This is a genomic window from Bacillus capparidis (assembly GCF_017832095.1).
GTDB classification, from domain to species: domain Bacteria; phylum Bacillota; class Bacilli; order Bacillales; family Bacillaceae; genus Bacillus; species Bacillus gobiensis.
On record NZ_JAFDST010000002.1, the window covers coordinates 571,903 to 586,470 of the forward strand.

Here is a 14,568-nt window from a genome sequence, read left to right on the forward strand (position 1 = left end):
GTAAACATCATCTTCAAACATTGGCCAATTTATCGTTTTACTTTCTCTATGAGACAATCCCCTTGTTAGAGAGTTTTGTCCATTGATAAAAACATAAAAGCACCTGTTTGCCTAAAGACAATCAAGTGCTTTACGTAATGAGTTTCTGATTCTAAAAAGTATCTTGCAATTTCATTGTTTTATTTGAACACAGAGTTTCTATAAAATTATAAATAAATTTAGTGTTCTATAAATTATCCGTTGAATACATAAAACTTTCTTTTTGTTTTTTCCAATTAAGCAAAAACTTCCTAAACTCATCATTTGATAGTTTAACTACTGGATAAAGTTCGTCATCATCAATTATTCCCTCAAATAAATCTGATATTTCAATACCATCTTTAGTAACACTAATTAAACATCTTTCATTTCCTATTTCTTGTAAAGAGCTCTTACCCAACATAACAGAATCGACTTTATCAATAATTTCGTCAACAGAAATCAATTCAAAATTCAAAATATCTTCTAAACTAATATATTTTTCATCCTCAAAAATCGTAATTATTTTTGACTGACCATGTATCTCTCTCTGTTTAAAATAAAATTTCATTAATTAAATCTCCTTATAATTAATATATTGGAAAAGCAGATATTATATTCCCACTTGAATCCAAATACATTTGTATCTCTAAACCATTCGATAAAACACCACTATATCTATTACCACTGATAAACTGTCTATTTACATACGCCTCATTAATACCATTAACTATTTGCTGCAGATTCCAATCTTTAGGGAAAAAGGATGAATTTGCACTTTTCACTACATCATCAACCTCTACCATTGCAGTATAAACTCCTTTTGAGTTAGGTAAAGACTCAGTTCCAATAACAATAGAGCCTTTCTGAGTAGGCATTCCTTCATAATGAAAACCAACAGCCCTTCCTCGAGCATTCAATTCGCCTTCAAGTATATGTTCCAAAGCTCCTGACCTAAAATTATCTACATTTTCCAATCTGTTAATTTCATAAATTGTTTCAGTTTCCCAAACTACATTATCAACTCCATATTTTCCTTTAAGAAAATCATCCCACTCATCTCCAAATACTACACCTTTATTAGCAGTTCTAGTTCCTAAAGCTTCGCTAGCTATCTTATCACCTTTACCTGTATCCTTATTCTGCAAAGAAGACTCATTAATCCTTTCCCCATTAAAGGGAGATTTATTAAAATCACTTTCCTTCTTCGCCATGGTCATTAATTGATTCCGTAACCATTCGCCATTTACTGCACTGTGCGGAATTCCACCAGAAGCTCCTGCTGCGGCTAATCGATGTTGCGGAGCATACGGCAGCAAATTAGAAATAGGTCTATCTTGCATATCTGCTGAAAGAAATCACGGACATACTCTTGGTTGGCTTCAGATGATTGATACTCTGATTCTAATTGATGATCCACTTTCTGAACAGCTTCTCTTGCTCGCCTTAGCTTTCGATCAGCATCGTTTATTGCTGAATAAAACGGATTTTTACTAAAGGGCTGAATCGTGACAAGGTCATCAATCTTATGTAACGTTTCCTTTAGCTCAGAACGTTGCTCGTTGACCATGTTCTTTGCATTAATAATTCCGTTCGACAGTTCATCCTCTAAGAACGGGAGATGGACGACTGTATTTCCTGACACATTTTCATCCTCCAAGTATCCGGAAGCACTGTCAAGAAAGGCAAGCTGCTCATCGACTAGATCGATCCAGCCATCGACACCAACCGCCTGTTCCTGATAAAAGCTTTTGATGGCATTTGCGCCTTTTCCTTGAAAACTCTCAAGATCGGCAAGCTCTAAAAAAGCTTTTTTTAATGTAAGTAACTTCTCTTTAAACTCTTGATACTCGTTTGATCGTTTTTCCATTGCAGAAATTAAGGCATCAGCTTCAAATATTTTTGTCATAAAGAGAAATCCTTTCCATGGATATTCATAACAAAATTGTACCGTAATATGGAATATGAATGGATAAAATGATGTGCAGAAAATTTAAAATGAATCTTTTGTAACGATTCTTTTTATCTATAAAAGAAAAAGACACCTTTTTCAGGCGCCTGAGGTTAGAAGATTAAACTAATCTACTAAAAGATAAGCCGGGCTTTGGGTTACATCTATAATTAATCTGTCCTCCCAAGTGATGCTGCTTGTTTCTCCAAGCATAGAAACCAATTGGCCAGTGCCGGACTCAAAAGGAATATTAATTTGGCCAGGTTCACCGGTTGTCCAAAGTGCCAGTGCTTTCTTGCCAGTTGAAGTGTGATTGAATAATAATACATACTCGTCTGATCGAGTGCCTTCTATTCTATCAGTAAATATAAATCCATTTAGGGCGGCTGTTAAAACTGATAGAGCTTGATAAGAAGGCTTAGGGGTGTCATCAACTCGATATAAACCGTAACCGTCAAAAACCTGATCTTTCCAGTTGAACCAAATGCTAATCGGAATTTCTAACATCGAGTTAATTAAAAACATTCTACTCATATATTGAGCTTGTGTAATTTCCGCAATCCTATCTGTTGTATAGCCCCATTCCCCTGAAATGATGGGCATCGGTTTTATAGCATATTCTTGCACCAAGGCTTCAAGCTGGTGATAGTCATTAATCATTAATTCCGGGTTTCCGCCAGGGTATGGATGTACTGACACAGCATCAATATATTTAAGTATTCCTTCCTGTAAGAGCGCTTCTAGCCATTGTCGATGGGTACTATTAATCTGAGACATGGCAGGTGCAACTACTATACCGCTTGGATCTTTTAATTTTATAAATGGTGCAACGCTTTTTAGTAAATATGAGTACATCTCTATGCTTGGTTGAGGACTCCAAAATTCTTCAAGATTCGGTTCATTCCAAATTTCCCAAAATGCTTGTAATCCTTTGTACCTTTCTAAAGCTGCTTGTGCAAATTTTATATAGGCAAATCGCCCTTCTGTTGTAACAACTGATCTGTCTTCTTCGTATAACGGGTTTGAATACGCCAAAATGAAATAAGGCGTTATTCTATTTTGTTTTAGTAAATCTACGGTTCGATCAAAAGAAGAAAAATTATAAACCCCTTTTTCTCGTTCTATAGCTTCCCAGATTAAATCTATTCTTGCATAATGCAATCCCGCATCACGAATGAGCTGGACATCCATTTCATTTGGAGGCTGGTTAATGTTTACACCGAATCCGTTGGAAATTATCTTCTTATCTTCTAATATAATCCGATTTGACCGTCTCAGTAAATTAAGCAATATAGTCAATAACCTTTTTAATCTAAGCCAATAATCCATATGTCCCCACCTATTCTAATAGAATTTATTCATACTAAGATATGAATTTAATAGAAAAAAGTGAGGGCGGAATATTCTCTTGTTTGTTCAAAATAAAAATACGCCGAAGTGGCGCATTTGTCAGCTAAGTTATTCTCATTGGGGAGTGGACTCATGCACCGCCCTAACAATAAAGTTGTTAAATAACGGCAGTCATACTATTCAGCAATCGGGTCTAATTGTTGCTTAACACCGAAAACTAATTGCCAGGCAGTTGGATGCCGCGCCAGTCGCTTACATCGCATTGACCATATTCATTATCACCAACAGCAATCACCGTTCCATCAGATTTAAGGCCGATGGTATGAGCGCAACCCGCCGCAACTGCTACAATATCGCACCAGTCACTTACATTGCATTGACCATACTCATTCCAGCCCACAGCCGCCACAGTACCGTCCGATTTAAGGCCGATGGTATGACTACTCCCCACCGCTATCGCCACAATACCGCGCCAGTCGCTCACATCGCATTGGCCTACCTTATTTTGACCCACAGCAACCGCCGTGCCATCCGATTTAAGACCAACAGTATGAAGATAACCCGTCTCAACCGCCACTATGCCGCGCCAGTCGCTTACATTGCGTTGGCCATACCGATTATTACCCACAGCCGTCACCGTGCCGTCAGATTTAAGACCGATGGTATGCCAGTCACCCGCCGCGACCGCCACAATATCATGCCAGCCGCTTACATTGCATTCATCTTCATTATTTCGGCCCACAGCTACCACCGAACCATCCGATTTAAGCCCAATGGTACGACACCAACCCGCCGCAACCGCTACAATATCGCGCCAGTCGTTTACATCGCATTGGTCATGTTTATTCCAACCCACAGCCGCCACAGTACCGTCAGATTTAAGACCGATTGTATGAGCATTACCCGTGTTCGTCGCCATATGAACATTACCAGCCGCGACCGCTACAATATCGAGCCAACCGCTTACATTACATTGGCCATATTTATTATCACCCACAGCCGTCACCGTGCCGTCCGATTTAAGTCCAACGGTATGACGACGCCCCGCCTCTATGGTATCTTTTGGCCACCGTTTCACCTTTAACGCCGCTTCTTTCGGTGAAATGTCATCCATGTTTTACCTCCTTGAAAACAATATGTTTCAGATTTTTTTCATAAGCATTCCGAAATTCAATATTCATTTTCCTCACCTCACTGACAGGACACTCCAATGCTAATGATGATCTATCCGTTTGTACTAAGCGTCAACAAGCGTTTTAGGTTGTCATCAATAAATTTATTATCGGCACTGTTGATTCCGCGACCGGCAAAATGACCCCAGATCGACTCGATAGGATCAAAAACAGCATTAGGTATAAGCTTAGCCTCGTATTTGTTATCGTCCGCCGTGCAGAAGAGATCCGTGCTCCCTGGCATGACGCAGGCAAGCGCTTTAATGCTTTTGAGCGCCTCATCGAAATCTCCGTTATAGGCGGGATTTGCACTAATATCTGCAAATTGGCCTGTCCATAACATGGCCAGGAAATTGTGCGGATCCATCTTCATAAAGCTATCTTCCCAGACGCCAGCCACAAAATCTGCCAATGAGTCATATCCCAGCTCACGATAAAGTTCCTCTCTGTAAAACGCCTGCGATAAGCCCCACCCCGCATAGACACGGCCAACGGCGCGCATGTCTGCAGAGGTCAACTGGTTTAGTTTACTTGAATCGAAGCTAACTGCTGCCATGAGCGAAGCTTTCATTCCGTCCAGGACCACAAACGTTTGGGGCCAGGTCTTGGCAACTCCGGCGAAAGGTGCAATTCGTTCCACCATGTCTGGATAACTTGCCCCCCATTGGAATGATTGAATGCCTCCCATTGACCATCCAACTACGAGAGCGATCTTTTGAATGCCAAATTTTTCGGTCACCAGCCGATGCTGTAATTTAACGTTGTCATAGATGGTTACCTGCGGAAAATTAGCCCGGTCGAATGGGGGAGGCGTGTTACTGGGAGACGATGATAATCCGTTGCCCAGCAGATTTGGAACGATAATGAAATATTTCTGCGGATCTAGTGCCATGCCGTTTCCAATCAACCATTCATTCTGAACATGCTGGTCGCCAAAAGCAGTTGGATAGACGATGACATTATCTTTCTTTTCATTCAATCTTCCATAAGTCTTATAAGCAAGAAAAGCGCTCGGTAACGTCACTCCTGATTGCAAGTTTACGTCACCCAAATCAAAAATCTCATAATCCATTGTATTGTCGCTCCCTTCAAAATGAAACCAGAATAAAACCGTTTAGCCTATTCAGCGTTAGGAAAACACCTATTTACCTGCGGACTATTTGACCCTCGATCCGCAACTGTTGGAGGACAAGAACATATATCGTTAGCTACGGTAATTGTGCAGCGTAGTTTTAAAACATCCAAAAGGTATTGCATGGTAAAATGGTATGTTGATGGCATTACGCTCCCTCGGTACGATAGGCATGTCTGGCTGCTCAACTAATGACCAAAGTAAAAAAGCCGGAAGAACAGAACAGGAAGATTCCTATAACTGCTGTTATTGCTTCTTCTTTCATTTTTTATGTTGCTGTGTGTACACTCTATTATAAAGTATTAAAAATTAAACACTGCTATTCTTTTACTAAATAGAAGAAAACCCGATGCCCTTACTGAAGGAATCGGGTCTTTTAATTGCAAAAATCTCATAACGTTGTGAATCCGAATTTTCCTGACGCCACCCCTCATTGCCTATGCAGCAGATTAATCTCTTTTATATTTCATCTCTGTTTCCTTCTAATTTTCCGGTGTATGAGAGAACGATACATAACACTAAAATTAAGTTTAAAGGGAACACCGTTTCAATAGGCAAATTGATCATAGCAGTATAAAAACCAATCACATAAAAGAATGCTGCGTAAAAAAGCCGAATATGCTTGCTGCCTCTATTATTTTCAATAATCTCGGCCAGCCTTTTTATAGTTACAATCCCTATATAAAGGAAAGCCAGGAGATAGAATATACCAAAATTAAGCAGCAAGTTAAGATAACCAGTTTCTGCGTATTTTCCAAGTGGTTCTGTATTAAAACCGAGCAAATATTCAGGTTTTAAATTTTCTAAATGGAGAAACCCTGCTCCATGTCCTTCAAAGCTTCCCTGTTTCAACTCCATATAACTTGTCCAGAATTCCGATGGCTCTATAGAGATTTTAAAACCCGAGTAAAAAATTATAATTCCAAATAGAATTCCCACAATTAATTTTAGCCATCTAGCCTTAGAATCAAATAAGTAAAGCATAGTTAAACCTATCAATCCAGACATAATTAAGGTAAATACACCTGTGATTGATTGTGTGAATAAAAGCGTTGCCAAAAGAGAAATAATTAAAAGAGTCTTTTTTGCGATACTAAAGCTGCTTTTGATGACAAATGGAATTAAAAACGGAATGATTAAAGCAAAGCCGTTCGGATCGTCCCAAATTGAACCAAATCGAACTGATAATGAATTCGGATACCCGAGAGCTGGAAGCCTTCCAAACGCATAATAATTAATCAGTTGATAGACCTCAACAATAATTGCCACATAAATAAATACCTCTATGCACCTGTTAATAATATTGTAATTGATTCGTTGAAACGGAAAACCATAAAACAACAAAGGTACTGAAAAAAACAAACCTGTTTGCAGCAAATAATCATTTTTCATGAATATAAAATTACTTACTGAAAACGTGAATAGGACAAAAACAGTTGTAATATCTACCCAAACTGATTTTTGATAGAAAAACGATGATTCTTTTAAAGATAATAGCAGCATCAAAAACAGTAGCAGTATTCCTGCAAAAATTGCATATTTGCCAAGCTGATATAACATCGGGGTGTCGGAATAGGCATAGCTTGTTGTCGCACTATTGTATTGCAATGGGTATCTGTACGATAGATAATAAAACGACAATAGGAATAAACTCAAAATAAACCATGACCAAACTTTTGAGGTATCATACGTCATTTTAACCCCCCCTAATGTTCTTTTTAAAGAACATTATATCATTAAAAAGAACAAAAGAGAACAATTTCATCTCTTAATTTTTATATTTCGACAGCTAACCCTCCGTTTTTGTCAGATTATTTCCAATCATGAATTTTTTCAGTTACAAACAATTGACGCTTGCAAAATCTAGTGGTATTCTGTTCTAAATAAAGAGTTTTCATCGTATTATAAAGCTATATGACGGTTTTTGTAGTTATCATTTACTGTTCTTTAAAAGAAACTATTGCTCTATGCTTCAAATATGAAGGAGGTGATAGTAATGGAGAAAAAAATCTGGAAAGAGCCGACTCTAGAAGTTCTAAACATGAATCAAACGATGGCTGGAAAAGGAACAGTTATAATTGACATTATTTCTGAAGACGATTTTGATATCAAAAATCCAAGCTAATTAAAAAAATATGATTTTCTTATAACCCTGTATGCCTATCAAAAGGTATAGAGGGTATTTTTCATTAAACACATAAATTAAGAGTGTCCCAGCTTTTAGGACACCCTTTTTGATAGACTGCGATTCTATTAAGCTGTATGTCTTGCTCTAAGCGACCAAATTTGACGCAGCATAATCAATGATGCAAATATTGTTAAGTACGTTAAAACAATCCAGCCGGACATTAAGTATGGGTGTGTCGCTTCTTGGACAACGGAACTTGTCAGATAATCCCTAAAATACATACAAGCAAGAACAACAGAAGTTATCAACAAAATTAGCAATAATAGACCTTGTGTAAGTTTACTCTTTGTCTGTCCGCTTTCAGCCATATACTGATTTGCCCAGCCATCCTTTTTATCGGTTGATAATTTCTCAAACCAAACCTGGCAAAATGTCATTAGGTTTACCAACAAATAAAGCTCCGGACTTATCAGAAGCCCGGCTAAAATAACGTCTATCGGCCGGCTCATTGGAGTTTTCACCGCCAATATGATATTAAGAACAGAAGCTAAGCCAATTGGTATTAACCAAATCCAAGACCAGACAAATTGGTCGGTTGCTAATGAGACTGTCAGTAAAGCAATAAACATCACACGAATCACTAAATCCATCACCATTTTACCTTGGGATCTCCAAATTCTCCCTGTATGCCTCGTTTTAATATCTATATCTTTATTTGTTAACAAATCAACTGTACCTGATGACCATTTATTTCTCTGCTGCCTGAAGGCGTGGTAAGATTTCATCGCATCTACAAAGCAGCGGGCCTTTGGGCTAATTAATGTTTTCCATCCCGATTTTTGTAATTGCCATGTCAGCAGCATATCTTCTACATCACTTTCGTATTGCCAAGGAGCATCAAGCTTATTGTTATTTACAATATCCTGTAAAGCTTCCGGTCGGAACAATGTTGCCTGCCCGCCTAATACGTATGTGCTTCCGCCTCGATATTGCAAATCTAAAAGCCAGCTCGCCATATCTTGCTTTTGCTGATGTGTCCACCAGCGAGCGATAGGACCGCCGTATTGTCCACTGGCGATTTTTTCTTCGTAATAAGGGTCATCCTTTGAAAGCTTACTCTTTTTCTTTGGCATTCTCATCGTATACTTCGCCATAACTCCCCCGATATTCCGCGCACTCATTAGACCTTCCCACATGTATTTCAGGGCGTTCGGAGCAAGCCTGCTGTCAGCGTCCATCCCGAGTATGGCTTTTACTGATCTTTGATATACCTGTTGATATTCAGTCATTTCAGTGTAGTGAATATCTAGCATATCTCCATAAATTTGCTTCCATATTGTGTTTAATGCACCGACTTTACGCTGTTTATTGTTTACAGTTTTGATGACGTTTACATTTGTTTTATATTCTTTGCCAAAGGCTTTAGCAAGTTCTTCTGTTCTATCAGTACAGTTGTCAGCAATTACATAAACGTCAAGATCAACACCTTTTGGCAACGATTGGTCATACAAACCTTGTAAACAATCTTCGATAGACTTCTCTTCATTGTGAGCAGGAATGAATACGGCGATTCTTGGTTTCATGTATGTGTGGCGAATGTTAGGAGCTTTAGGTAATGTCGTCGTTTCCCTTCTTACAATTGTTTCTTGCATTTCTTAACACCCCTTTTTACATGAATTTTGTTTTTAAAACTTCCTTTATGTACACTAACCTCTAATCTATGTATGTTAATGTGCATTGGGAAGGTTTAACCTGTATACTTTCTTTTTGTTTATATACGTAAACAAAAGAGTTTGTTCTTAATAAAGAACAGTGTTAGTTATTTGCTTAAATCGACTTCCCTAGAAACCTCTGATCATATGTATCTTCGAACTTTTTGAAATTCTATGTAAGAATAGTAGTGAGGTACCTAGATCATAAATTGAAGTTAGAAGATAAATTATGCCAATAGAATGAGTAAATAGCATCATTAATAAACATTACTTAAGTATGTAATTATGTCTAATATTTACTTACATATCCTCCATAAGTTGTATTCGAATTCCATTATTATTATACCTTAATGAAATAGTTTCCGTTCTAAAAAACGAACGACAATATCCGATTATAATAGATAAAATAAGCGCAAATTTTTATGTAAGCGATACCAATTGTATTGTGGTTGCAGTGTTCAAGACGACACACTTCTACATTTAAAATACAAAGTTAAGGATCAAACTTCAGAAATTTCAATTCTATCTTAGTTAACGGTGATTTCATCAAAATAAGAGGCTTCAGCTCTGTTGAAGTTGTCAGGAGGTGCTGCTAATCGGAAAATGCTTTGTGGGGATTAATGTGGAGGCTGCCATTATCAGACGGCAGCCTATTCGAATAGATGTGCCTGAGGACAAAATGCCTTGTTCTACATCTCAATTCTTCTTTCGTCAACTAACCTTTCCATAAAACGAAGCAATTCCTCTTTCAGCTCTTTATGTTGCAGAGCAAACTCGATGGTCGTTTTAATAAATCCGAACTTTTCACCTACATCATATCTTGTTCCAGAAAAATCATAGGCGTATACAGATTGGACTTCGTTTAATTTCTGAATTGCATCTGTCAGTTGGATTTCTCCTCCTGCGCCTGTTTCTTGATTATCTAAAAAATTGAAGATTTCCGGAGTAAGTATGTAACGGCCCATGATCGCTAAATTTGATGGTGCATCTTCTTTCTTTGGCTTTTCAACGAATGTGGCCACCTTATATAGGTCATCTTCTTTAGAAACCGGGTCAATTATGCCGTAGCGCTCTGTTTGGTCATCCTCTACAAATTGGACTCCAATGACAGACGATTCCGTTTTTGTATATTCATTGATTAATTGCTTTGTACAAGGAATATCAGCTTGAACAATGTCATCTCCTAAAAGAACAGCAAATGGTTCGTTGCCGATGAATTTTCTCGCACACCATACCGCATGCCCTAATCCTTTCGGCTCTTTTTGTCTTATATAATGAAGATTAATGGAAGAAGACTGTTTCACTTTTTCCAAAAGTTCGAACTTCCCTTTTTCAAACAAATTTTGTTCAAGCTCAAAATTATGATCAAAATGGTCTTCAATCGCTCTTTTTCCTTTACCTGTTACAATAATAATGTCTTCAATGCCAGACTCGATGGCTTCTTCGACAATGTATTCAATAGTAGGCTTATCTACGATCGGAAGCATTTCTTTCGGCATTGCTTTAGTTGCAGGAAGAAACCTTGTTCCTAATCCAGCAGCAGGTATGATTGCTTTTTTCACTTCTCTCATTCTACTCTTCTCTCCTTAAATTTGCTTCGTTATTTTTTAACTATTGTATGATTTCAATCTTGGGTATATTAAGATCATTTAGAGTATCTAACGACAAACGATTAAGGAATCCAAGAAACCACAATTATATCAAGTGTTAGATGACATTACCGCTCTCTTTTACAACACTAGCTGTCGGTCTATCGATTTTGTCTTCAGATATTGATTTTTTTGATACATTTGAAACTAAACCCAACACAGGAACTTTTAAAAGAGTCTCAATCTCATTTTCACTTTTGATTGTATTATCGAAATATTCAAGAATAAAAGTTAAGCCGACACCAGCCATTAAACCAACTATGAAAGCAATTGCAATATTAAGTGTACGGCGGGGGCTTACCGGTACAGGATTGCTATCCTGCTGCGCTTCAGACAACACACTTACATTGTCGATATTCATAATATTTTTGACTTCTGCTTGAAAAACTTCTCCGACCTTATTTGCAATTGCTGTTGCTTGTTCAAAATTACTGTTCTCTACCGATAGTCTAATGACTTGTGATTCATTTTCACTCGATACTGTAATCATGGAATTCAACGATTCCATTGATTCATCCAGATTTAAGTCCTCTTTTACCTTTTCCAGGATGACTGGACTTTTAATAATGACGCTGTATGTATTAATTAGCTCTAAGTTGGTTTGAATCTCGTTATAATCGAAACGAGGTTCATCAGATCTTGTTTGGCTAACTAGAAGTTGAGTTGAAGCTTGATAGGTTGGAGTGAGATAAAAGTAGTTTACAAAAAAGCTTAGTAAAGTTGCAGCGAATGTCACCAACACGATTAAGGTCAGCCGTTTTCGAAGAATTAAAAAAATTTCTTTTAAGCTTATAGCCTGTTCCATGATATCCTCCTATTTTTTTGATTAGAATCGATTTATTAACAACTCCATTATACCTTTTAAAAGAACGAATAAAAGAGTGTTGTTCTAAAAAACGAACGACATTGTTCGACATTTACGCCTATATTCAATAACTATTCACCAATGTAAGCGTTTTATTTATTGTTACAAAAATACAAATGATCGCGACACATTTTGACATTTCTTAAAAAGAGCAGTATAAAGTTTTTTATTTTTCAATATTAGAATCAGAAATAAAATATTCTATCTATAAGTTGTGAATGGTAACATAAAAAAAGAACAGACCATCCCATCCAACAAACGAGGTGTCTCATTCGTGGTATACATCATCAAATTCATCTATGGCTTCCTGCTCCCGCCCGGATGGATGGAGACCACCTCTTATCCATAGCGATCGTGGGTTCCAATACACCTCTCATGGCTTCAAACGCAAAATAAAAAAAGCAGAGATGACACAAAGTATGTCACGGGTGGGGAAATGTATTGATAATGGGCCAATGGAATCTTTTTGGGGAACACAACTTAAGCCCACCAAATAAACGAAGAGCTTGTCTTTTTATCAATCCTCGTCGTCCCAATCTTCATCTTCTTCCCAGTTTTCTTTTTTGTCTTGAAGTCGATTATATAAAAATTCAATAAAGCTTTCTGCTTCAATGTTTTCATACCCACCAAGATTATCCCATACTATCACGGGGCATTCTCCATTAGTCATTTCGTTTGTATCAAGACAATAGGAATATATGTCAATATCCTCTATAACTACAAGTCCATCAGTTAATCCATAGTCTCTTTTATAGTCTTCTGTACGTTTAACAACCGATGCGGAATCAAAGTTATATCCTAATATCAGTACACCAAACATTCCTCCTGCTCCATACTTTCTTAAAAACCACTTATAACTTTCGGGTAGTTTCACATTAAGAGAATCTTCTATTTCATCTATATTTTTATCACTTGTTCCTCCTGTGAATATGCCTCTTTCCTTATTATTATTTATAAAGTCTTCAACTTTTACATAATCGAACATAAAAACACCTCGTCCTGATTTTTCAAACTGTTTCGCCCTCCACTTCCAATACCTAGCCCGAAAATGGTCATATCGCTTCTTTAATTCCTCGTTGTTTCGAAAACTTTCTCCATTCCCTCTAAGTCCATGAATTACTTTACTGTATTTCGAATGGAGACTATTCGGGATTTCCACATAGTTCCAGGTTTTTCTTGAATAAGGTGATGTAAGTTTATTTATGTTCCGTCTTTTGCATATGGAGCATTACCATTTTTCATTAACTCTAGATTTGTTACACCAAATTCATTTTTTTGATGAATATCAATATCTTTAAGTGTATACACTCTTCGACTGACATCTTTTACATTATCTCCAACTTTTACGCACCCTTCAAAATCTGTTGCGCCGTATCTATCTTTATTCAAGCAAGGAACATGAACTTCTTTGCCTGTAAACGGCTTTCTACTTGATGCCCTTTCCTTCTTCGCCATGGTAATTAACTGATCTCGTAAAACATTTAATTAAAAAACCTTGAAAGACATGTAGCCCTTTCAAGGTTTTACCTTTACTTTAATTCACGAGTCAATTAGAGCTCGTATTACAGCGTTCTATATGAATTTCATAACCCTCTTCTTCAAAATAAACTTGTACAATATGATCGGTGTTTTTATCAGCTAGTGTAAACTCATTAGTTTGAGAAATATCCCAAAGTTCCTCAATTACCATTGCGAAATTTAATATTTTAACATTTGCCCATATCGGTTCTAAACAATTAGGGACTAATATCAACAGTTCTTCTTTATCATTCTGGAAACTTAAAGAACTTTTAATCCATGAAATATAATTATCTTTAAAATCTCCAGCTGGTTTTTGAAATGATGGTGTAGAGCCAATTCTACGAAACTGTTTCAATACTTCTTCAAACTGCATAATCAAAACTGAATCATTGTCTTTAAATTCAATTAGTTCTAAATAATTTCTTCATTTCTTTTCTAGCATTAATTAAAGCTAGTTTTCTTCTAATATTTTCATTTGGGAATGTCATGATACTCCTACCTTTTCAAATCCATGATTCTAATTATAAATTGCAGCAAAATAATGAATAAATATAGGATTATCACTGTTCCTTAACCGGCTAACGGAAGGATTGTTTTTTATCAATCCTCATCATTCCAATCTTCATCTTCTTCCCAGTTCTCTTTGGATTGCTCTAGGTCATCTAATAAAAATTCAAGAAAATTATTAGCTACAGTACGACCATATCCTTCATGATTATCCCATAATATAACTGGGCATTCTCCATTTTTCATTTTGTTTGTATCTAGACAATAAGAAAATTCATCAATATATTCAATAACAACAATACCATTTGTTAAATTATAATATTTTCTATATTCTTCAGTAACAGTAACAACTCTTGCAGATACTTTTCCATGTCCTAAAATATTAACTCCATATATTCCACCAGAACCATAATTTCTCAAAAACCATTTATAGCTCTTGGGAAGTAAAACCTGGAGTTTTTCTTGGATTTCGTTAATCTTTTCTTCACTTATACCCCCTGTAAAATCATCATCTTCACTATTTTGATTAATAAAATCCAGTACTTTTGTGTAATCCATTTAAA

General features: G+C 36.8%; 13 protein-coding genes and 3 pseudogenes. 2 read left to right on the top strand and 14 right to left on the bottom strand.

All coding sequences use genetic code 11. From position 1 onward, the window contains the following. Positions 1-226: 226 nt before the first annotated feature. From JOC74_RS09920 to JOC74_RS09950, 7 genes are all read right to left on the bottom strand, one after another. Complete coding sequence (locus tag JOC74_RS09920; protein ID WP_053604421.1) at positions 227-589, bottom strand: hypothetical protein; 363 nt, start codon at positions 587-589, stop codon at positions 227-229. 19 nt (positions 590-608) lie between these two features. Then, on the bottom strand, positions 609-1,361 hold the full coding sequence (locus tag JOC74_RS09925; RefSeq protein WP_082364051.1) for an EndoU domain-containing protein: 753 nt from the start codon (positions 1,359-1,361) through the stop codon (positions 609-611). Next, entirely contained in the window at positions 1,307-1,927 is a 621-nt protein-coding gene (locus JOC74_RS09930) for a T7SS effector LXG polymorphic toxin (protein WP_053604423.1), read from the bottom strand. Before JOC74_RS09930 ends, JOC74_RS09925 begins: the two co-directional genes overlap by 55 nt. Positions 1,928-2,095: 168 nt before the next feature. Beyond that, the gene (locus tag JOC74_RS09935) at positions 2,096-3,298 is read right to left on the bottom strand and encodes a GH39 family glycosyl hydrolase (RefSeq protein WP_053604424.1); all 1,203 of its coding nucleotides are present in this window, start codon (positions 3,296-3,298) and stop codon (positions 2,096-2,098) included. 238 nt (positions 3,299-3,536) lie between these two features. Beyond that, complete coding sequence (locus JOC74_RS09940; protein ID WP_211086138.1) at positions 3,537-4,433, bottom strand: RCC1 domain-containing protein; 897 nt, start codon at positions 4,431-4,433, stop codon at positions 3,537-3,539. Between the two features lie 110 nt (positions 4,434-4,543). Beyond that, on the bottom strand, positions 4,544-5,563 hold the full coding sequence (locus JOC74_RS09945) for an alpha/beta fold hydrolase (protein ID WP_053604426.1): 1,020 nt from the start codon (positions 5,561-5,563) through the stop codon (positions 4,544-4,546). Positions 5,564-6,082: 519 nt separating this feature from the next. Beyond that, positions 6,083-7,318 carry an O-antigen ligase family protein gene (locus tag JOC74_RS09950; RefSeq protein ID WP_053604427.1) on the bottom strand — a complete coding sequence of 412 codons (1,236 nt, stop codon included), beginning with the start codon at positions 7,316-7,318 and terminating at the stop codon, positions 6,083-6,085. 301 nt (positions 7,319-7,619) lie between these two features. Between JOC74_RS09950 and JOC74_RS09955 the strand changes: the two genes are divergently transcribed. Beyond that, on the top strand, positions 7,620-7,748 hold the full coding sequence (locus JOC74_RS09955) for a paeninodin family lasso peptide (protein WP_148564339.1): 129 nt from the start codon (positions 7,620-7,622) through the stop codon (positions 7,746-7,748). Between the two features lie 128 nt (positions 7,749-7,876). Here the strand turns inward: JOC74_RS09955 and JOC74_RS09960 are convergent, their stop codons facing one another. From JOC74_RS09960 to JOC74_RS09970, 3 genes are all read right to left on the bottom strand, one after another. Beyond that, positions 7,877-9,403 carry a glycosyltransferase family 2 protein gene (locus tag JOC74_RS09960; protein ID WP_053604428.1) on the bottom strand — a complete coding sequence of 509 codons (1,527 nt, stop codon included), beginning with the start codon at positions 9,401-9,403 and terminating at the stop codon, positions 7,877-7,879. Positions 9,404-10,152: 749 nt separating this feature from the next. Further along, positions 10,153-11,034, bottom strand: a complete 882-nt coding sequence (gene galU, locus JOC74_RS09965) for a UTP--glucose-1-phosphate uridylyltransferase GalU (RefSeq protein WP_053604429.1) — start codon at positions 11,032-11,034, stop codon at positions 10,153-10,155. A gap of 136 nt (positions 11,035-11,170) precedes the next feature. After that, positions 11,171-11,917 (bottom strand): YveK family protein, encoded by a 747-nt coding sequence (locus tag JOC74_RS09970; RefSeq protein ID WP_053604430.1) that lies wholly within the window; start codon positions 11,915-11,917, stop codon positions 11,171-11,173. 395 nt (positions 11,918-12,312) lie between these two features. On the opposite strand from JOC74_RS09970, the pseudogene JOC74_RS09975 reads away from it, so the two are divergent. Then, positions 12,313-12,453: pseudogene (locus tag JOC74_RS09975) on the top strand (IS3 family transposase); the annotation flags it as partial. A gap of 41 nt (positions 12,454-12,494) precedes the next feature. Here the strand turns inward: JOC74_RS09975 and JOC74_RS09980 are convergent. The 4 genes and pseudogenes from JOC74_RS09980 to JOC74_RS09995 form a co-directional block, all read right to left on the bottom strand. Beyond that, a complete protein-coding gene (locus JOC74_RS09980) occupies positions 12,495-12,962 on the bottom strand; it encodes an SMI1/KNR4 family protein (protein ID WP_053606122.1) in 468 nt (155 codons plus the stop codon). A 21-nt stretch (positions 12,963-12,983) separates the two neighbouring features. Continuing rightward, a pseudogene (locus tag JOC74_RS09985) lies at positions 12,984-13,453 on the bottom strand (HNH/ENDO VII family nuclease); the annotation flags it as partial. A gap of 70 nt (positions 13,454-13,523) precedes the next feature. Continuing rightward, positions 13,524-13,986, bottom strand: a pseudogene (locus JOC74_RS09990) (hypothetical protein). A 112-nt stretch (positions 13,987-14,098) separates the two neighbouring features. Then, positions 14,099-14,563, bottom strand: coding sequence for an SMI1/KNR4 family protein (locus JOC74_RS09995; RefSeq protein ID WP_053604433.1), 465 nt, complete (start codon positions 14,561-14,563; stop codon positions 14,099-14,101). Positions 14,564-14,568 lie beyond the last annotated feature (5 nt).